The organism is Lactobacillus sp. ESL0237, assembly GCF_003692985.1.
In the GTDB taxonomy this organism is placed as follows: domain Bacteria; phylum Bacillota; class Bacilli; order Lactobacillales; family Lactobacillaceae; genus Lactobacillus; species Lactobacillus bombicola.
In genome coordinates, this window is record NZ_REHE01000009.1 from 1 (window position 1) to 20,133 (window position 20,133).

17 protein-coding genes are annotated in these 20,133 nt (G+C 32.5%); 9 read left to right on the top strand and 8 right to left on the bottom strand.

The genetic code is table 11. From position 1 onward, the window contains the following. Window positions 1-307 precede the first annotated feature (307 nt). The 4 genes from F5ESL0237_RS04750 to F5ESL0237_RS04765 all read left to right on the top strand — a co-directional run bounded on the left by F5ESL0237_RS04750 (window position 308) and on the right by F5ESL0237_RS04765 (window position 4,126). Window positions 308-1,513, top strand: coding sequence for an Abi family protein (locus F5ESL0237_RS04750; RefSeq protein WP_122024791.1), 1,206 nt, complete (start codon window positions 308-310; stop codon window positions 1,511-1,513). Between the two features lie 189 nt (window positions 1,514-1,702). Beyond that, window positions 1,703-2,059 (top strand): hypothetical protein, encoded by a 357-nt coding sequence (locus F5ESL0237_RS04755; RefSeq protein WP_122024792.1) that lies wholly within the window; start codon window positions 1,703-1,705, stop codon window positions 2,057-2,059. A gap of 23 nt (window positions 2,060-2,082) precedes the next feature. Then, window positions 2,083-2,883, top strand: a complete 801-nt coding sequence (locus tag F5ESL0237_RS04760; protein WP_122024793.1) for a hypothetical protein — start codon at window positions 2,083-2,085, stop codon at window positions 2,881-2,883. A 115-nt stretch (window positions 2,884-2,998) separates the two neighbouring features. Then, complete coding sequence (locus tag F5ESL0237_RS04765; protein WP_122024794.1) at window positions 2,999-4,126, top strand: site-specific integrase; 1,128 nt, start codon at window positions 2,999-3,001, stop codon at window positions 4,124-4,126. A 577-nt stretch (window positions 4,127-4,703) separates the two neighbouring features. Here F5ESL0237_RS04765 and F5ESL0237_RS04770 read toward each other — a convergent pair. The 4 genes from F5ESL0237_RS04770 to dhaK form a co-directional block, all read right to left on the bottom strand. Then, the gene (locus F5ESL0237_RS04770) at window positions 4,704-5,423 is read right to left on the bottom strand and encodes an MIP/aquaporin family protein (protein ID WP_122021906.1); all 720 of its coding nucleotides are present in this window, start codon (window positions 5,421-5,423) and stop codon (window positions 4,704-4,706) included. Window positions 5,424-5,493: 70 nt separating this feature from the next. Then, complete coding sequence (dhaM, locus tag F5ESL0237_RS04775) at window positions 5,494-5,868, bottom strand: dihydroxyacetone kinase phosphoryl donor subunit DhaM (protein WP_122021907.1); 375 nt, start codon at window positions 5,866-5,868, stop codon at window positions 5,494-5,496. Beyond that, window positions 5,865-6,449, bottom strand: a complete 585-nt coding sequence (gene dhaL, locus F5ESL0237_RS04780) for a dihydroxyacetone kinase subunit DhaL (protein WP_090092791.1) — start codon at window positions 6,447-6,449, stop codon at window positions 5,865-5,867. The genes dhaM and dhaL overlap by 4 nt, the downstream gene beginning before the upstream one ends. A 12-nt stretch (window positions 6,450-6,461) precedes the next feature. Next, window positions 6,462-7,457, bottom strand: a complete 996-nt coding sequence (gene dhaK, locus F5ESL0237_RS04785; RefSeq protein WP_122021908.1) for a dihydroxyacetone kinase subunit DhaK — start codon at window positions 7,455-7,457, stop codon at window positions 6,462-6,464. A gap of 411 nt (window positions 7,458-7,868) precedes the next feature. Here dhaK and F5ESL0237_RS04790 point away from each other — a divergent pair, with 411 nt between their 5' ends. From F5ESL0237_RS04790 to F5ESL0237_RS04815, 5 genes are all read left to right on the top strand, one after another. Beyond that, a complete protein-coding gene (locus F5ESL0237_RS04790) occupies window positions 7,869-8,906 on the top strand; it encodes a PTS sugar transporter subunit IIC (RefSeq protein ID WP_122024795.1) in 1,038 nt (345 codons plus the stop codon). Window positions 8,907-9,011: 105 nt separating this feature from the next. Continuing rightward, entirely contained in the window at window positions 9,012-9,380 is a 369-nt protein-coding gene (locus F5ESL0237_RS04795; RefSeq protein WP_122024796.1) for an arsenate reductase family protein, read from the top strand. 79 nt (window positions 9,381-9,459) lie between these two features. Next, window positions 9,460-11,865, top strand: a complete 2,406-nt coding sequence (locus F5ESL0237_RS04800) for a Xaa-Pro dipeptidyl-peptidase (protein WP_122024797.1) — start codon at window positions 9,460-9,462, stop codon at window positions 11,863-11,865. Window positions 11,866-12,853: 988 nt separating this feature from the next. Continuing rightward, window positions 12,854-14,869 (top strand): hypothetical protein, encoded by a 2,016-nt coding sequence (locus F5ESL0237_RS04810; protein ID WP_122024799.1) that lies wholly within the window; start codon window positions 12,854-12,856, stop codon window positions 14,867-14,869. Between the two features lie 10 nt (window positions 14,870-14,879). Next, window positions 14,880-15,533 (top strand): putative bacteriocin export ABC transporter, encoded by a 654-nt coding sequence (locus F5ESL0237_RS04815; RefSeq protein WP_122024800.1) that lies wholly within the window; start codon window positions 14,880-14,882, stop codon window positions 15,531-15,533. 737 nt (window positions 15,534-16,270) lie between these two features. Here F5ESL0237_RS04815 and F5ESL0237_RS04825 read toward each other — a convergent pair. The 4 genes from F5ESL0237_RS04825 to F5ESL0237_RS04840 form a co-directional block, all read right to left on the bottom strand. Further along, on the bottom strand, window positions 16,271-16,741 hold the full coding sequence (locus tag F5ESL0237_RS04825; RefSeq protein WP_122021912.1) for a GNAT family N-acetyltransferase: 471 nt from the start codon (window positions 16,739-16,741) through the stop codon (window positions 16,271-16,273). A 572-nt stretch (window positions 16,742-17,313) separates the two neighbouring features. Continuing rightward, complete coding sequence (locus F5ESL0237_RS04830; RefSeq protein WP_233551919.1) at window positions 17,314-18,081, bottom strand: ABC transporter permease; 768 nt, start codon at window positions 18,079-18,081, stop codon at window positions 17,314-17,316. Window positions 18,082-18,100: 19 nt separating this feature from the next. Next, entirely contained in the window at window positions 18,101-18,856 is a 756-nt protein-coding gene (locus F5ESL0237_RS04835) for an ABC transporter permease (RefSeq protein WP_122024803.1), read from the bottom strand. Next, complete coding sequence (locus F5ESL0237_RS04840) at window positions 18,846-19,733, bottom strand: ABC transporter ATP-binding protein (RefSeq protein WP_122024847.1); 888 nt, start codon at window positions 19,731-19,733, stop codon at window positions 18,846-18,848. The genes F5ESL0237_RS04835 and F5ESL0237_RS04840 overlap by 11 nt, the downstream gene beginning before the upstream one ends. Window positions 19,734-20,133: the final 400 nt, after the last annotated feature.

Here is a 20,133-nt window from a genome sequence, read left to right on the forward strand (position 1 = left end):
GCAATTGCGACAGAAATAATTGTAATAATTTTCTTCATAATGTACTCCTTCATAAAATAATAATTTTATATATATAATTATTATATTTGATTGAAAATATAAAGAAAAGAGTAATTTTGTCCACAACACCAGTGACGTTAAACCTGAGGCGATAATACTCTTCAAAATAAGTGACATTTATCAAATAGTACTTGTTGACAAATTATAATTATGAGTTATCATGAGTATATAGCTTAAATGCCTGTATTATGTACGGGTCGTTTAAATACCTCATGGTAATCTAATTACTGTGAGGTGTTTTTCGTTCATGAAGAAAAAAGTAAAATTTAAAACTTATCCAGAATTATTAAATAATCTCAATAACCATGGCTTAAATGTAAGCGGCGAAGAAATCAGTATAGAGATTTTAAAGACTCGTGGATATTATAATTTGGTGAATAGATATAAAAATGATTTATACCGTAAAAATATTAACGAGTTCAACACTCGTACTACAATAGAAAATTTGTATCATTTTCACAGAATGGAAGACGATTTAAGGAATATATTATTTAGATTTACTCTTACTTTCGAACAATTCTTAAAAGAAAGTATGTCATATACTCTTGCAAGTACGTGGGGAGTAGACCCCAAAAAATATTTAAATCCGAATAACTATTCCTACAGGCATCAAAAGCGTGCAATTAGCATTCTTAATATGATTTTAGAAATACAGAATACTTCAAAAAATCCAACAAAGTATTATAAGGATAACTACGATGTAATTCCTCCTTGGATTCTCCTAAACAATGCAATGTTTGGACAAACTAAAGCGCTTTTCAAAATATTACCAATTGATTTGAAGAGGTATATAATTCATCAAATGATGCCTTTCGACTTTTTTAATTATCATTTTGACAAATATCATTCAAAACAAATAAGCGAAGAGATGACCAATAGACTTTTTGATGAAGGAGATCTAATAGCACGATCACTAGCCAAAACCACTCATAAAGAAATTGATATTGAAGAATGGTTAGATTATATTGATCCATTTGTTTACAAGGATTTTAAAGGAACACCTTATCTAAATAAAGTTTCTAAGCAAATTGATGACGAACGTATCGAAGCATTCAGTGGTGTTTTAGATGCAATACATGAATTTAGAAATACATTGGCACATGGCTCGCGGATTGTTCATTTTCATTTCAAAAAGAATTTGAGGCTTAATTTGATTACAAAATATACCGGAGCTAATTTCAATGTTACACAATTTAAAAAGGAAAATTTGGGAAATGGTGTATTCGGTGTTTTATTGGGTTTATTAATAACTTTAGATAAATTCGACACTTTATTATTAATTAGTAAGCTGAAAAGTTGGAAAAAGGATGTTACAAAAACTTTTAATGATAAAAAAGACTACGATTTATTTATAAAAAGTTGTGGCTTGCCTAAAAATTTTATTTATATTTTGGATAATATAAGAAAAGATTTATATTCCACAAATAAAAGGTACTATGAATCCAAATACTGATAAAGTTTATTCGGCTATTAGCATAGCATATTAACACAGAAAGCAAAATTCGGAAATGCAAAAAAGAGATGACTGGTGCAAAAGTTTAGAAATCCATAAATCACTGACGAAGATGATGCGCCTATAGCTGTCTGGAACGGTTCTACTTTAGAGTTAACTAATAAATAAAGAAAGTATGGAAATCTATCTATGAAGAAAAAATCATTAATTATTAGCGTAATAGCAATCTTAGGCTTAATTTTCTCGCTGGGTTTAACACAACAAAAAGTTTCAGCAAGTCGATGGACTACATACAGGCATCCCAGAGAAGTAAAAGTCATTAAGCCGATAAAGATTTACAAAATGAAATTTGCCTATCCATTGTATAAAACACATGCAATCGGTTCTAAAACTCTAAAAAAAGGACAGAAAGTAAAAATTCAAATTGCTGCAAGTTATGAATGGATTGTAACTCACAAAGGCTGGTCCAATGGATATTTCAAGCATGGTGGCAAATATTTTTGGCAATGCCCTACACCAACAGGTTGGTATAAACTGGTCAAATAGTTTTTAGAAAAGCTGTAATTACAATGAAACATAAAATATCAATTAGTTTTGTGGTTTTAATTTTATTAATTAATTTGTTTGTCTTTGCAAAGCCAACTACTGTTAATGCTGCAAACTATAAGCCATATTCTTATTGGATCAAAAAGGATTTATATAATTCTAAGGAACATAAAGTTGTTTTAACTAAAAATATTGAAATCAGGAGGATTAGATGGCATAAAGAGGGTGTTGGCCATCAATATCTCGCTGAGAAGAAATTGCTCAAAAAAGGAACTAATATAAAAATATTAGCTAATAAACAAGGAGGCTATTATTGGGCCTTGTTCGGTAAATATTCTAATTGGGTATATCCACATAAAACCGCAAACTGGTTTAAAACCAAAGCTGAATATATCCAAGATGAACTTAATAGGCAGAAGAGGAAAGAAAAAAAGTTTGTTGCTTCAAAATACAAAAAATACGACATATTTTTAAAGAAACAAACTTTTTATATAAAAAATCAAGGTGAATTTTCATTTGGAGATACTGTTCTTAGTGATCATAAAATTAATATTTTCTGCGGCTTAGATAACAAGTCTAAGAATCCAATTGATATTGCCAATTTTGTTAATAAGTATTTTTCAATATCAATTGCTGATATTCCACAAACAATATCTTTCAGTTCGGAAGATGAGAGACCTGTTCAACCAGGGAAAAGAGCTGGTATTAAGCTAGTTAGTTTGCCTTCACTTACTTACAAAAAAGGTATGATTTTAAAAGTTACATCTTCTGATAAAAACAACTTACGCTTAGATAACAAAAACTTACAAATATCATTAAAGTAAGCACAACAAAAAAGCCTTTAAGAACTCGTCTAGACAACTTTTCTTAAAGGCTAATCACTGTAGACAAAAGCTTTTTGTCTACCCTATTTTAGCAAATTTTAAAGGAAAAATAAATATGACCGTTTATAAACGTGGCAATACCTGGACTGTACAGGTTTCCTGGTATATTAACGATCCAGATACTAAATCTGGTAAAAAGAAAAAATATAAAACCAAAGGTGGTTTCAGAACTAAGGCGCAAGCTAAAAAATGGGAAAATGAACAGATTTTAGCAAAAAATAAAAACAATATTACAAATGAAAATCCAGTTTTTGCTGATTTTTTCTGGGACTGGGCAACGACATATCGCATCCCAGGCAAAACAGATGGTACCAAGAGAAGATATACTTATATTAGCAATGTGGTTAAAAAATATTTTGGTACTACTAGAATAAATGATATTAATCGCTCTGTATATCAAAATTTCATCAACGAATATGGTAAAACTCATTCTAAAGTAACCATTAAAAAGTTAAATGGTATTCTAAAATCATGTGTTTCAGATGCACATGAAGAAGGTATTATTCCACAAAATTTTACTAATCGAATTAACGAAGTCTGGAATGAAACAAGGGCACGACATATTGAATATTTGTCAATTAAAGAAATTCAGTCCTTACTTAAGGTTACCCAAAGCAGTCTAAATCGAAAGCATACGACTCCTTATGCGATTTTAACTGCAATAGAGACAGGAATGAGAGCGGGCGAAATTTTGGCTCTTAAATGGTCAGATATTGATGATAAAAAGCAAACCATCAAAATTAGCAAGTCATACGATTACATATCTAAAAAAATTAAACCGCCTAAAAATGAAAGTTCAAAAAGAGTAATCTATGTTTCAAAGTCTTTATTAAATACATTAAATGAGCTTAAGGAAAATAATCAAGAATTCATTTTCGCAAAATCAAATGGTGAATTACCTACTGACAACGCTCTAAATAAGGTTCTGAGATATCGCTTGAAAGAGGCAAATATATCTAAGAAAGGTTTTCATTTTCACAGCTTGCGACATTGCCACGTTGCTTATTTAGTTGCTCACCACGTTGACTGGTATGAAATTAGTAAACGGTTAGGTCATTCTAACATTGGAATTACGATGGATACTTATTCATACATGATTGACGAAATGAAGGCTACACAGCAAAAAATACTTGCAAATGCCCTAGATTCAATGAATGAACCACAGAAATTACATTTAGCATAGTTTGGCTAACATTTGGCTAACATCAACGCTTCAAAATACTGTTATAACAGTATTTTCATTACTAATATAAAGACCACCCGGATCATTTATAGTAGATTAAACCTTAAGGATTGAAAACCTAAGAAGTTTAAAAGTTGGCTAACATTTTTCAATAAAAACCGCTCTAATTATAAATAGAGCGGTTTTTTTGAAGCCTTGTGTTACTAATTATTATGCTTCTGATTGCTTATTAAAAAATGGATTGCATTCAAAATCTGAATAATGGTAATTCTTTAATTGCTTAGCTAATTTTTGTGACCGGTAATAATATTCCGCCCCAAATTCCTGAATCTTTGGCTATAGTTAAAACTTGGTAATCATTGAGCTTAGAAATATTAAAGTATAAATAGCACCTGCAGTTTGATATCAGCCTCGCAAAGCAAGCCAATTACGACCATGAGCTTTTGCTTTATTTGAAAAGAAGACCCAATTTAACTTCTTTTTGTTCCTATCAAAATAATTAATTAAACAAAAAATCCTCAGAAACTTTAGATTCTGAGGATTTTTGCTTAGTTATATTATATAAAAGAGCTCAAGATTAAGCTATAACCTTAAACAACAAAGCTGCTAGCAGGCCACCTACTATGGGACCAACTACTGGTACCCAGCTATAAGCCCAATCCGACTTACCTTTATTAGCAATCGGTAAAAGCTGATGGGCTAATCTAGGACCAAAATCACGAGCAGGATTAATTGCATAACCTGTAATTCCCCCAACTGAGAAAACGCAACCAGCAATTAACAATCCTGCAAGAATTGGATTCAAATTAGCAGGAATATTAGCTTTAGTAAAAGCTAACAAGCCGTAAACAAAGATAAAAGTACCCACTACTTCCGCAAAGAAATTCCAAAAGTAATTTCTAATTGCCGGTTCAGTACTAAACGTTCCTAAAATCAATTCTTGATCAGTAGTCTCGGCCCAATGAGGATAATATGTTAACCAGACCATTACTGCACCAACAAAAGCACCTGCTACTTGGGCAATAATATAAGGCAAAACCGACGACCAAGCAAACTTACCTGCTGTAGCCATGGCAATTGTGACTGCTGGGTTAAAATGCCCTGGACTTAACCAGCTTACAAAATATACGCTAAGTGTCACAGCTAGCCCCCAGCCTAAAGCAATTGCAATCCAGCCTGCACCATTTGCTTTTGACTTTTTCAAGTTAACAGCTGCACATACTCCATCACCAAATAGTACAACAAAAGCTGTTCCTATAAACTCACCTATGAGTTGCATCATTAAACTATTATGCATAATTTTCCCTTTTCTATTTTAGAATGTGTTAATTATACCCTAAGCACGATGCAAATAACAATTTAAAGTTTTACTGATTCTTAATATTTAAAGGTGCTAATTGCTGTTCAATCTCAGTTAGCCCAACACCAGCCTGGATAAGTGAGGCTGCAGTGTATGCTCCTTCAACAAAAGCAACATCATACAAATGAATTTTTTTATTAGTCATTTCAGTAGCCATTTCTAAATTCATTTTTGCACTGCCTAAATCATAAAAAGCCAAAATTTCTTCAGCTTGATTAGTTGAAAAAGCCGTTAAAATTTTATCCATGCTTGTTCCAATTTCATCACTGCTGTTCCCACCTGCGCTTGTAATTGAAACATCACTTGCTACTTGAGCGAGTAACTTATCTAATCCTATAACAAGTTCAGGAACGTGCGAGACTAATGTAATACCTAATTTCATAATAAACCTTCAGTTTCTAATAAAGCAGTAAATAGATATGCGCTTGATTGTGCCCCTGGATCAACATGACCCTTGGCTCTTTCACCTAGATATGAGGCACGTCCCTTTTTAGCAACTAAATCTTTAGTAGCTTCAACTGCACTAGCAATTTTATTCTCCGTGAGCGTGTGCGCTTTAATTTCTGGAATTACTGCTTGCCAAACGTCCACCATCGTTTTATCACCCGGCTCAGCTCCACCACGTTTTTCAATACCATTTAAAGCAGCTGTTAGTAGATCAACTAGATCAGTGGTAGTGCTACTTTTTTTTGCCATTTCTAAAAAAGCAGTACCGTAAAGCGGACCTGAAGCACCGCCAACCGTAGAAATTAGTGTCATAGCAATAACTTTAAAGGTTTCTGGCAAACTTGATGGTTTTGTTTTTAATTTGGCCATGACGGCTTGCATCCCGCGATCCATATTAAAGCCGTGATCACTATCACCAATTGGAGTATCTAAATCGCTTAAGAATTGCTTATTAACTGCTATTTTATCAGCAAACTTAGCCATCCATATTATCAAATTATTAACCGTTAATGTCATTTTTATCTCCTATTACCAACCAATAGTTTCAACTGGCTCATTTAAATACTCTAACCACTGTTTTGCTTGTAATTCAAAAACCGTAAGCGAAATTCCTGCCATATCGATTGAGGTCATATAATTGCCAACTTTCATCCAAACTGGCTTTATCTGCTTTTGCGCTAAATTATTTAGCAAGTCATTACTAAATATATATTGTTCCATTAATGGTGTTGCTCCTAAGCCATTGACTAAAACCGCATATTGCTTTTGAGGGTCAAAATGTATTTCTTGATCAATTTTGCTAACAAGTTCAGTCACTAATGCTTGAGATGATTTTATTTTTTCCCGGCGATAGCCTGGCTCTGAATGAATACCGACACCATATTCAATTTCATCGTTTTTTAATTCAAAACCTGGTTTCCCTGTTTCGGGATTAGTAGCAGCAGATAGAGCAACTGCAACAGTTTTAATATTTGGCAAAATTTCTTGCGCTAGCTGACTAATTTCTGGCAAGGAAGCTCCTGCTTGCGCAGCTGCACCCAAAACCTTATGAACTAAAATTGTTCCGGCAACTCCACGACGACCTTGCGTGTACATACTATTTTCTACTGCAATATCATCGTCAACTATAACTGAGTCAACTTTAATTCCATCCATTTCAGCCATATCTTTAGCCATTTCAAAGTTCATTACATCACCAGAGTAATTTTTTATAACTAAAAAGACCCCACGTCCTTGATCAGCTGCTTTAATTGTTTCATAAATCTGATCAGGTGTTGGAGAAGTAAAAATTTGACCACAAACTGCACCTGTGAGCATTCCCTTGCCGACAAAGCCAGCATGAGCCGGCTCATGACCTGAACCTCCACCACTGACAAGTCCAACTTTATTTACCATAGAAGCTTGATCTGAGCGTATTACAGCTGCAGTTTTTGGGATGGAGGTAATAATTTGCGGATACGCCTTAGTCAGTCCAGACAACATTTCTGAAACAACATCAGCTGGATTATTAATTATTTTTTTCATGATAAACTTTCCCTTTAATAATTTTTATTACAATACTAAGTATAGCAGAAAACGTTTTCAATATCTGTGATAATGATATATTATAAAAAAATTAATAATTTTACATTGATAGCTAAGCTATTTTTTAAATTACTTCTTAAGATTTAACTTGAAATCTTCTCTGTAATTTAGTATGATACTGATTAAATATTTATGAAAGGTTAACGATTATGACGACTAGCAACGTAACTGATCAACCACAAGTTAAATATTATTTTTGGTATTTTGTTTTTTTAAACTAAATGCCTAGTTTGTCATTTATTTGACACACTGGCCTACGGCAATTGTGTCAAAGTCTTAAGTGTTTACTTCTTAATAAAGAACTCACACAATTGTCGTCAGTTGTGTGAGTTTTATTTTTAGGAGAAATTTATGAAGACTGTCAAAAAAATCACTTTTGATACATTAAATGGTTTATCAATCGGTATTGTTGTAGCCCTAATTCCAGGAGCTTTAATTGGGCAATTAATTAAAGCACTTTTACCAACTTGGCCCCAACTCAATTTTATCTTAGTATTAACCGCCTTTGCTGCAGCACTTTTACCCGTAATTAGTGCTGTGTGTGTCGGAATGACTGGTAACTTAACCCCGATTCAAACTGCTTCAATTGCCCTGGCTGCAGTCGCTGGAGCCGGTAATTTTATGATGAAAAATGGAAAGATTATGGTTATTGGTAATGGGGATGTCGTTAATACTACAATCACAATCATGCTAGCTTATGGCCTGGTTTTATTTTTAGGCCAAAAACTTAAAGCTTACACCATTTTACTAGTCCCTTTAATTGTTTTAGTGGTTGCTGGTGGAATTGGGTGTTTAACTAGAGGTCCAATTGGCCAACTAACTGCGCTTATTGGCGTGGGGGTTGAACATTTAACTAATTTACAACCAATAATTATGGGTATTTTAATGGGCATTGTATTTGCTCTGTTAATTGTTTCGCCAATTTCTTCTGTCGGGATTGCTACAGCAATTAGTATTTCTGGAATTGCTGCAGGTTCTGCTAATCTAGGAATCACAGCGGCTAGTTTTGCTTTAGCCATTTTTGGCTGGAAAGCTAACTCTTTTGGTACTTCAATTGCACATTTTTTAGGTTCACCAAAAATGCAAATGGCAAATTTAATCACGCAACCTAAACTACTGGTCCCTTTAATGATTAACGCCGGAATTATGGGCGGCTTGGGCGCAATTTTCAAAATTGCTGGTACCCCAATGAGTGCAGGCTTTGGCTTTTCTGGATTGATTGGCCCGATTGCAGCAATGACAGGCAGGACAAATGATTTTGGTTCAATAATTTTAATTACGATTCTCTTCTTTATTCTACCAATTGCTCTTGGTCTAATTGCTAACTATATCTGTAATAACAGGTTGCATTTCTTTAATAGTCAAGACTTTGAACTAGACTTTAAATAAAAACCTCTAGTCAAAAAGAGCCTCAATGTGCTTGCTTAACATTGGTAGTTGGTAATTGGTAATTGGTATAATTAATTATCATTCAAATAAAAGAAGGTTATTAAAATGATTAAGTTTTATGGTTACAAGCGTTGCTCAACATCGCGTAGTGCACAAAAATGGTTAGCTGACCATCATGTCAAAATTGACTTTCAAGACTTGGTTGAACAGCCACCAACAAAAAATGAGCTGATTAAATGGCTAACTAAGTATCAAGATCGCGGGTTAAAGTATTTCTTCAATACACACGGTCAAGATTATCGGCAACTGCATCTTAAAGATAAAGTTAGTGCGATGTCGATTTCGGAAGCCGCCGAGATGATGTCCCAAAATGGCAAATTAATTAAGCGTCCGCTTGTAGTTAGCAAACAGAATTTAACATGTGGATTTAATGAAGATCTTTATCAAAAGACTTGGCTAAATGAGCAGGCATGATTGCCTGCTTTTATTTTGAAATGCTTCTTTCATAACTTAATTAGAACATGTAAAATAGATAAATAAAAAGGAGAATTATATGAAATATAATCAATACGCTTATATTGAAACTGACTATAAAACTCAAGTCAAAGAACTTCTTAAAATCAAATTCTTGCCAGCAAATTTTGAACAACTGACTTTCAGTGAATTATTGACTACAATGGTTGCCAATGTTCTAGCTGAAGTTAATCCACAAGATGAAGACGCCCGTAAAGCTAAATTAACTGAATTTGCCGTATCGAGTAACCAAAACTTGACAGCTTTTCTAACTAATAAACCAGAAAAAATCTCAATTGAGCAATTTTACAACGTTGCCTTACAATTATTAGGTTATCACGTTCAATACGACTATGATTTAGCTAACCCAGTAAAATTTATGAAAAAGCAAGCCTTACCAACCGTAAGTCAAATTGATAATTCCACCGACTTGATTGCAGCTTTTTATCGGTTGCTAAATACTCGCACTAAAAATGGGCAAATATTACTTGATGTAATGGCTGGCAAGGGCTATTTTTATGACCGCCGAAATGAATTACCGCAAAATGAATTTGTTTTATTCAATGGCAAAAGTCAACCAGTCTTTGATACCAGTAAAGTCATTCGCGAAGTAGTCTACGTTGAATGTGATCTCGACACAGATGGTGATGGGCAAACTGACTTATTACAAACCACCATTTTTAGACCTAGTGAAAGTGCTAAAATGCCTATTCCTGCACTTTATACTGCCGATCCTTATTTTGGTGGTGTAATTGCTAATGAAAAGCGTAACCATAGTGTTGATGAAAACTTAACTGATGCAACTATATGGTCTAATCCTCAGTACCAGCCCGCCAATCATATCAAGGCTAAAGCACCCACTAGTAGCAATACTGAAGCAAATCCAGCAACTGAACGAGCATTAAATAAAGCACCTTATACTTTAAATGAATATATGCTTGCTCGCGGCTTTGCTAGCGTTGTGGCTGGAGCAATTGGTACTCGTGGTAGCGACGGCCTGCGCATTACAGGAGGACCTGAAGAAACTGAAAGTGCTAAAGCTGTTATCGAATGGCTACACGGTGATCGAATTGCTTATACCGACCGCACTAGAAAGCACGAAACTAAAGCTAATTGGTGCAATGGTAACATCGGAATGACTGGACGGTCATACTTAGGGACTTTACAAATTGCACTAGCGACAACTGGAGTAGCTGGACTCAAAACGATTGTTTCAGAAGCCGCCATTTCTTCTTGGTACGACTACTACCGTGAACATGGTCTAGTAATTGCACCGGAAGCTTGTCAAGGAGAAGACTTAGATATGCTAGCTGAAACTTGTCAGTCTAATCTCTGGGATGCCGGTGACTATCTCAAAATCAAGCCCAAATATGACGAAATGCAAAAAACTCTGTTGGCAAAAGCCGATCGCCTAACGGGGCAATATTCTGACTTTTGGGATGTCCGTAATTACCGCCATCATACTGACCAAATTAAATGCTCATGGATTAGTGTGCACGGCTTAAATGACTGGAATGTTAAACCCAAAAATGTTTATAAAATCTGGCAAAAAGTTAAAAATTTACCAATTGAACACCACCTCTTTTTACATCAAGGCCCACACTACAATATGAATAACTTGGTTTCAATCGATTTTACTGACTTGATGAACTTATGGTTCGTGCACGAATTGTTAGGTATTGAAAATCAGGCGTATAAGCAATGGCCACAGGTAATGATTCAGGATAACTTAGAAGCTGACACATGGCATCAAGAACAAGACTGGAGTAATGATTGCGGTCATGAATCAACTTACTACCCAACCGATGATGGTCAATTGCAAAAAGATGGCAATGGTCAAAAGCAGCTTGCCTTTACTGATGTTGGGGGAAAGGAATTTAAAAAGGCTAAAATTTCTGAAAGCGATTGGCAAAATCAATTTATTAGTGGTGCTAAAAAGTGGACCAAAGTCAGTTTACGTTTTACCACTGAAGAATTTATTCACCCGGTCACTATAGTGGGACGACCAACGGTAAAAGTACGAGTTTCATCTAATCTTAATAAAGGGCAATTATCAGTTGCCCTCGTAGAATTAGGCGAGCGTAAGCGATTAACTCCCACTCCCCGTTTGATTATGCCTGGAGGGCAAGAATTAGGCTATCGTTTTGGAACCGATACCTTGCAAGAATTTATGCCTGATAAAGTAACGTCCGCTAAATTAATCACTAAGGGGCACATGAACTTACAAAATTATGCTGATTTGAAAAAGCCGAGGGCGATTGAGGCAAACCAATTTTATGACTTGGAATTTCAATTGCAGCCAACTTACTACAAATTACCAGTTCAAAGTCGCTTATGTCTGATAATTTATTCAACTGATCAAGGTATGACCAAGCGGCCACTTGAAGACACAACTTACACAGTTGATTTAACGCAAACCGAAATTAGGTTTAATCAACAATCATAATAGTTCTTGATTAAATTAATTTTAATAACCGCTAGCTTTTATGAGCTAACGGTTATTCTTCTTTTCTCTTATTTTTACGTGCTAGTGGGGGCAGCTCCTAATTCAGTAGCTAATCCCACTTTATGCACATGGTCACTTCTAAAAAATCTAGCCCTAAGCTTAAATTAAATCGGATAGTATCGCTAAATATATATGGGGTTAAGTAATGGTCAACCATCCAGCGTAAGCAAATCATCAGAATTAAGACAAACTTGATATTCGTAAAACACAATAATAATAGGATTATACGTTACATATTTTTGTCAGTTCTGCACATACTTTATTTTTAAATTTTTGCATGTAAACTGTGGCAGATGATTTTTTAGAACTATTTTTTGAAATTTCAGTTTAAATAAATAGAAAAATTTTAAGTAATTGAAGCTAATTTGATCTTCCATAACTTCTATATTTTCTAAAACGATTAAAATTTTGGTAAATAAAGTTCTAACTGATAGTTTAAAATCAAGCAACTTTGCTTTAGGCATTCACCAATAATTTAAGTCTATCGTGATTGCCTACCTAATCATTAATAATTTTTTACTATGTCCAAACTACCTATTATGACTTCTTTAAGTTAAACAATGATCGTAAGTTCAACTAAAAAACACAATAATAAAGTTTATAGTTGTTACTAACACAATTTAGACACTACATAATAATTAGATGATTAATTTTTATCATAAAAGAAGTTATAATTATATTATATCTAAATGGAATTTTATTGAAAAATATATACTTGTATATTATAATTGTAGTATTTTAAAGAAGCGCTTTCTTACAATCCATATAACATAAATTTTATTTAAGGAGAATATTTTTATGGATTTAAATTTGTTAAAAACTTAAATTAATCGAGCTTATTTACTTTTTAAAATATAGCTAAATAGCTGCTTATATGCATTGTATACTTTTCAAAATAAAGTATTTATAATATGGAGTTTTTAAATATATGTTACGGAAAATAAAAATTCTTCTATATTTACTAATATCAATTATAGTAATTGTTCTATTTTTTGAATTGATTAGTTCCTCAGATAATAATTCAGTTCCAAACAATAAAACAGTCATTGATGTCTATGGGTCAAAAGTTGTTAAAAATTGGGATAAAAAAAATACTATTAAATGGAATAAAAAGCACAATAAAAAGAACTTTTTTAAGACCTTAAAGCATTTTTCTAAAGATAATCATATAGCACTGGTTAAATTACGAACTGATAATTTTAATGGTCATCAAACTAAAATTGTTTATGATTTGGGAACAAAGACTAATAATTTTTCTCTTTATCAAAATAAATCCGTTAAAAAACTGACGAATAAGGATTTTGAACTAGAAGAAATATATGGGTTATATTGTACTAATGCTAATCCAAAAGTGTTAAAGCAACTTTTATCACAATTGCATACATTGGGAATGAAAGTGCACATAATTGATAACCCCTTATCAATCAAATCTTTTCTGCTATCAATTTTAGCTGATCTTTCTACTACCAATTTACTTATTACTGCAAATATCATTGGCATTCTATTTATTGTCATGGTACTAGAAAAAGTTTATCGTTTTAAAGCTTATGCAGTTATGAAGATTAATGGTTTAAGTACTAATCAAATCATTATTACGGATTTAAAAGATGAAGCTGTAAGTCTTGTTTTGGCCTTCAGCTTAATTATTGGTGGAATACTTATTTGGAGTTTCTGCACTTTAACTCGTAGTAGCTTTAGTTTTTTCATACCGCGTTTGTGTGGGATTTTAGTGATATTATTTCTTGCCTTTTTTATTTTAAATTTCTTGTCTTATGCGGTTTTGTCATTAATCAACCCTTATACAGCAATAAAAGGAGCTGAACATACACGACCTTTTTTATTGATTGGTTATATCTTAAAAGCCGTACTTTTAATTTTGATTATAATTAATACGATTTCGTTATACAACAGCAATAAAACTTACACGAACGATGTTAAAATTATTAAAAAGTGGCATATGAAAAAGAATACATACTCTCCATTGCTCGTATGGCATATTAATGATCATCAAGAAGATAGAAAAGTTTCTCGGATGGTTCATAGATTGATAGGCCAGTCCTCAAGCGCGATTTTGGCACAAAATTCGCAACAATTTCAGCCAAAAGCTCGTTCAACTGAGCCTGAAGATGGCAATGTTATTATTGCCAATCAAAATTTTATTAATCAAAGTGAATTCCATTTACAACCTCGCAAATCTAGCGACAAGCAAATTTTATTGTTAGTCCCTCGCAACCGATTAGACCAGGTTAAACAAGCTAAAAAGCAGTTAAAAAGCTTCATTAAATTTCAAAATACTTTACCAAATTATTATCAAAAAAATTATTCACCCGTAATTCAGGTTATTCCGATTGCTAGTGATCAACAAATTTTTAATTATACTATTGGATATGAAATTTCATCATCAATATCAACCAATCCTTTAATTGTTGTTGTGAATGATAAGCTATTGTCAGATGATTTTTATGCAGCAACCATCACACAGGGTACGATTCAGTTCACTAAACTTAAACTGCTTAAAACTTTGACTAAGCAGTTAGGTTTAACTCCATATGTGATTGGGATAAGTAGTAAACAAGGTCGATTAGATGATTATAATCGTAAAGCAAATAATGAATTAATCATGTTAACCATCATAACAGTTTTATCACTGTTCCAACTATCCTTCATTATTTTATTTGTGAGTTCAACTTTCTTGCAAAGTCAACGGCGAAAAATGGCAATTTATCGAGTATTTGGCAAATCGAATACCAAACTTGTTGGTTCGTTCCTATTTATCAATCTAGGATGTGATTGGTTAATTGTTACCTGTATTTTATTAAAATTAAAATATTTAACTTTGATGCCAATAGCTTTAACGTATCTTTTATTAGAAGGTTTAATTATCTTATTAATGTGGCACTGGGCGGAGAAAAATTTATTAATTACGCTTAATCATGGGAATTAGGAGTTACAAAATGCTTGAAATCGAACATCTTACTAAAAAATTTAAAGAAAAAACTATTTTTACAGATCTTACTTACAATTTAGAAACTGGTAAAAGTTATGCAATTGTTGGTAAAAGTGGCGCGGGCAAAACAACTTTTTTGAATGTATTAAGCGGATTGGAAGCATCAACAACAGGTAAGGTTAATTTTAATGGCTTAACTGTTAATTCCAAAAATCAAAGAAAACTATATCGTGAAGATTTCGGTTTTATTTTTCAAAACTTTGCCTTAATTGATATGCAAACCGTTAAGCAGAACTTGCTACTTGGTCTGGCAAACCAAAAATTGGCTAAAACTGAAATAGATACTAAAATGAGACAAGCCTTAGAGCAAGTTGGTCTAGACAAGTTGCCACTTAAGCAAAAAGTATACACTTTAAGTGGCGGTGAACAGCAACGTGTAGCATTAGCACGAATCATTTTGAAAGAACCACAGGTGATTTTTGCTGATGAACCGACTGGGTCACTAGATTCAGAAAATAGTCAAATTGTTTTAAAAACCTTGCTAACTGGCTTTGATCCCAAAACAACGATTATGATTGCGACACATGATCCAAAGGTTTGGCGGCAATGTGATTATGTGATTAAACTCAGTAATAAAAATATCACACTTACTCCAAACTGATTTTAAAAATAAAAGTAAATTAAAACCGATAATATATTTTATCAAAAAAGAAGTTTTATTTTTGAAATAAGTCTCGAAAATTAGACAACTTTCCGGACTTTTTCTATAACTAAAATTACCTAAAGAACAAAAAATCAATCTTTATCATAAATAAAAAATAGTTGCTCAATTAACCATTTAGCTAAACTAGACTAATGTATTTAAATTAATATTGATTAACTTTAAATTTCAGCAATACCAAAATAAATAGAGCATCTTCCGTAAAGCAAAGACTAAAAACATTAACTAGTGCCACAAAAATACAAGCATTACCTGCATAACTTTAAAAAGTGCTACCAATATTTAATTGACAACTAGCAATAAATATAGCAATATAAACGCATAAAGCGCTTTAATTTTAGAAATAATTGAAAGGATAAAATTATGTATAAAGAAATTGGTTACATCGTCCTGATATTTTTACTTTATGTCCTAGCAAAAAAATTTAATAATTGGTCAATTTTTAAATTCGCTAAAAAAAACCGAGGCGGCTTAATCTTAACATTTTCGATAATAGGACTGCTTTATACTTTAATCGCGTACAAATTTAAATTCAATCATATCATGCCAAGTTTGATAAGTATTTTAGTTGTTATTATGCTAATTGGTCTGTTCTACATTTTCAAAGATCATTCAGCCCAAAAATAAATAATAAAACCTCGAAGTTAAAGCAATTTCGAGGTTTTACTATTGATATCCTAAAATTTTTTAGTTAAGTTAATGAATTCATATATGCCATCATTTGATTTTTGCATTTTAGAACCTTCTTTTTTAAATCCTGCTCTCTGATAAACTTTAATGGCACGTTTATTGAAGCTAGCCACTGACAGAAGAATCATTTTATAATTGAAATTTTTTTGTACAAATGCTTCGATTTCTTTTACAAAATTTAATCCTAAGCCTTGTCCAGTTAAATCCGGTCTCAATCCTAAACCAATTTCCACCTTTTTTTCTGACAATCTTTCTAAGCAAAAATACCCCACAAGTTCATCTTTATCATCTAAAACCTGATAATACTTATTTCCTCGTAACCTTGAAGTGATTATTTCTTCAAAATCTTCTGGGTCATTTTCCATATTATAAAAATCATACTGGCCACTGTAATGCCATTTTCTAGCAATCTGGTCTGCATTTGCTTGAGTTAGTTGTGTTATTTTTTTATATTTCATTTTTTCACCTTCTGCTTTTTGTTGTAAAGTCTATTAAATATTAATAATTTTAATTATATTATCAATAATATATAACTTACAAGCCAATAATTTTACATAACTTTTTTGATAATAGATAAAAAAGCAACACTTAGTTTAGTGTCGCTTTCTTTTATAGTGATTAACTATTTAACAATTTTTCTTATTATTAAATAGAAAACTGACAAGCCGATTACTTGAATTATTCCAAGGGTTATGCTAATGGTGTCAAAACACTAAAATTCTTGAATATCCAGCAATATATAATTGGTGGTAATAGTAGTAATTCCAATTGCTACTGGAACAAATATTTTATTTACTACATATCTTAAAATTAAAACTTTTTAGTCAAAGTTAATTGCGTCTAGCTTTTTCTGGATCTCGGCCTAAATATTCCAGTGCCATTTGTTCTGAATAATAAAGCAACAACTTTATTGGCTTTCTATTTAACTTATTAGCAACACTTCAGAAAATATTATAAACTATCTATTTATAGCTTATAGCTTTTTTGCTAGCCTCCCAAGATATATTTTATGACTTGTATATAGTATCTTTTAATAGCGTTTTTTACGGAAAATCAGATAACCTAGAATAAAGAAAATGATAATGTAAAACATTGACCCGATAAGGATTTGATTATTATTCAGATGAGTTGTTTCAACATACATTGAGTAATTACCGAACTGGCGAGTTAAATTAAGCATATTTAATGGATTCCACCTCATCACATTGACGAACTTATTTAAATTTAACAAATTACTAGAAACAGTTTGCCCCATGAATACTAACAAAAAACTTAGAGTAACTACAATGGCATTATTATTAATTAAACAAGATAGTAAGAAAACAAGTGTTATGATTAGCATTGTCGTAACTAGATCAACCATGAATGCCGTTAACATGTTTTCCCAAATTGACTGACCGTATAGATAGGTCATTGTCCACACTGCTGAAGTTCGAAAAAGCGTATAATGCAAACAAAATGTATAAACAAGTGCCAGTAAGTGCAAAAAGACATCATACAGAAACAGTACAATGTACTTTGACAAATAAACATAAACCTTATTAGTGGCTTTATATAATAGAGTTAAGATGGCATTATTCTGAAATTCCATCGAGAAGGTCGTAGCACCTATTACAACCAGTATAAACATAATCCAATCAGGTGCATCAAAACATAGTACTAGTAACAGCTTGTTTTCTTCACCGCTCAGCGCATAGCCTGCCAAGATCATCAATACTAATAAAATTATAGGAGCAATCCAAGCTATTTTTTTGTGACGTAACTTATAAAATTCTTGTTTGATACTATAAAACATCATTTATTCTCCATCTTATAATTTAAACCCGCCGATTTTTGAAGAGGTAATAGCCTATAATCGCAAACAAAATACCATAAATCAACGTAGTCACAATCAATTGCATGTTAGTCAAATTGGATTTAAGGATAATCGAACTTCTGGTCAACTGCTGGGAAATAAAAATCATATTAAGCGGGTTCCACTTGATAATCTTAACCAGTGATGGCAGAGACGACATCAGACCAGCTGAAAGACTGGCACCAAAAAAAGCTAGGGCTAAGCCAATACAGATTACTACTGCATTGATTTTAACAAGCATGGTCAACATGAAGGATAACCCAATGATGAAAACAGAGTAGATTACTTCACCAAACATATTAAGTATAAGAGCGTCTCTCAACGTATGTGCATGAAAAGCTGCACCCCAACTAAATCCACCAGGTACAAAAAGCCAATTCAATATAAAAGTGAATAGAATAGCACCAATTGTCAGTATAAAGCCATAAACAAAAACAACAATGAGCTTGGCCAGATAAATTTTGAGTTTGCTTGAATTTTTGTAGATTAGCATAATAATCGTATTATTGCTGTACTCCATGGCAAAAAATGCAGACCCAACAGCAATCAGAATAATTGGAATCCATTCGACTGATCCAAAACCAAATGCCAATGTATTCTTGGTAATGTTTGTTGTTAGTGCACTGTAGACCATCAAAACAAGCATAGTTATTACTCCATACATTGCAACCTTTTGGTGGTAAAATTTATAGAACTCTTCTTTGAGACTAACGCCCATCTTCCTTACCTCTTTCTCGGTCCAGAATGTTAACGACAAGTTCCTCAAAGCTAGCCTCTAATGGCAGTATTTCTTGCAAGTGGATATTATTTTTTAAAAGTACATCATGAATAGCAAAAATGTTTTTTTGATCTATGACTAAGAAATTATTCTTGAGTATAAATGGAATCTTTTCTTTCTGCAGAAGAGACATTGCTCGATTATTATCTTCCGTGAGTACTTTATATTTTTGTTTACTAGTCTTATTAAATTCCTCAATTGGTTGGTCAACAATAATTTTACCTGAAGTTATCAGTACCACTTGAGTCATAATCTTTTGCAGTTCACTTAAAATATGACTCGAAATAAGAAAAGCTGTTCCTTGATCGGCGTAGCGTTTAATTAACTTGCGCACGCCAATGGTAGCTTCAATATCTAGGCCATTCATTGGTTCATCTAAAATTACTAACTGAGGTTGATTAAGTAAAGCGATTGCAATCCCTAATTTCTGTTTCATGCCTAAGGAATAACCCTTAGCTTTATTATTAATATAAGAATCCATCTGCAAAGTGGAAACCAATTGAGTTAGATCTCTTTTATCACGGGCATATAATTCTAGATTCTGTCTTCCCGTTAAAAATGGATAGATAGCTGGATGCTCGATCAAAGCGCCAACCCTTGCTAAAGCCCTATGATTAGTCTCAGTGACTGGACGATTACCCACGGTGATACTACCGGTAAACTTCGTCAAGCCTAAAATGGTTTTCATAATCGTGGTTTTCCCTGCACCATTAGGTCCAATTAAACCGACAATTTCACCTGCCTTAATCTTCAAAGAAATATTTTTTATAATTTTAATTTTTCCTATATAAGTGTTTACATTACTGACTTCAAGTATTCCTTCATTAGCGTGTTTCATTTTTAAATTAAACCTCTAAAATAATTTAAATTCATTTTACTTCATAAGTCGTTATACTGTAATACATATATAATATACCATAACAAAGTAATATGCAACTTGCCTTTAAGTTATATGAAAAGCAAAAAATAAATAAATACCAATTAATATGAAATATCGAATTTGTAGAATTTTTCTATTTAGAAATGTAATTTTTAGTTGCTGGATTAGTTTTCCTACCATACTCATGTTAATGAATAGTAAGCGAACCAATTCTACTATCAACTTTGTCAGCTTGTTATTAAAGTTTGGAATTTAACTAAATGTGCCTTAACTACATATATTTTTACCTTTATAACAAAATTTTCGATTAAAAATAAGCCCTAAAAATTGCTTAATT

What these genes read in the sequence shown, in the direction of transcription:
- F5ESL0237_RS04750 (WP_122024791.1), top strand. Translation starts at nt 308, where the DNA reads ATGAAGAAAAAAGTAAAATTTAAAACTTATCCAGAATTATTAAATAAT.
- F5ESL0237_RS04835 (WP_122024803.1), bottom strand. Translation starts at nt 18,856, where the DNA reads ATGGGCGTTAGTCTCAAAGAAGAGTTCTATAAATTTTACCACCAAAAG.
- dhaL (WP_090092791.1), bottom strand. Translation starts at nt 6,449, where the DNA reads ATGACATTAACGGTTAATAATTTGATAATATGGATGGCTAAGTTTGCT.
- dhaM (WP_122021907.1), bottom strand. Translation starts at nt 5,868, where the DNA reads ATGAAATTAGGTATTACATTAGTCTCGCACGTTCCTGAACTTGTTATA.
- F5ESL0237_RS04790 (WP_122024795.1), top strand. Translation starts at nt 7,869, where the DNA reads ATGAAGACTGTCAAAAAAATCACTTTTGATACATTAAATGGTTTATCA.
- F5ESL0237_RS04765 (WP_122024794.1), top strand. Translation starts at nt 2,999, where the DNA reads ATGACCGTTTATAAACGTGGCAATACCTGGACTGTACAGGTTTCCTGG.
- F5ESL0237_RS04825 (WP_122021912.1), bottom strand. Translation starts at nt 16,741, where the DNA reads ATGAAATATAAAAAAATAACACAACTAACTCAAGCAAATGCAGACCAG.
- F5ESL0237_RS04810 (WP_122024799.1), top strand. Translation starts at nt 12,854, where the DNA reads ATGTTACGGAAAATAAAAATTCTTCTATATTTACTAATATCAATTATA.
- F5ESL0237_RS04770 (WP_122021906.1), bottom strand. Translation starts at nt 5,423, where the DNA reads ATGCATAATAGTTTAATGATGCAACTCATAGGTGAGTTTATAGGAACA.
- F5ESL0237_RS04830 (WP_233551919.1), bottom strand. Translation starts at nt 18,081, where the DNA reads ATGATGTTTTATAGTATCAAACAAGAATTTTATAAGTTACGTCACAAA.
- F5ESL0237_RS04795 (WP_122024796.1), top strand. Translation starts at nt 9,012, where the DNA reads ATGATTAAGTTTTATGGTTACAAGCGTTGCTCAACATCGCGTAGTGCA.
- dhaK (WP_122021908.1), bottom strand. Translation starts at nt 7,457, where the DNA reads ATGAAAAAAATAATTAATAATCCAGCTGATGTTGTTTCAGAAATGTTG.
- F5ESL0237_RS04755 (WP_122024792.1), top strand. Translation starts at nt 1,703, where the DNA reads ATGAAGAAAAAATCATTAATTATTAGCGTAATAGCAATCTTAGGCTTA.
- F5ESL0237_RS04760 (WP_122024793.1), top strand. Translation starts at nt 2,083, where the DNA reads ATGAAACATAAAATATCAATTAGTTTTGTGGTTTTAATTTTATTAATT.
- F5ESL0237_RS04815 (WP_122024800.1), top strand. Translation starts at nt 14,880, where the DNA reads ATGCTTGAAATCGAACATCTTACTAAAAAATTTAAAGAAAAAACTATT.
- F5ESL0237_RS04800 (WP_122024797.1), top strand. Translation starts at nt 9,460, where the DNA reads ATGAAATATAATCAATACGCTTATATTGAAACTGACTATAAAACTCAA.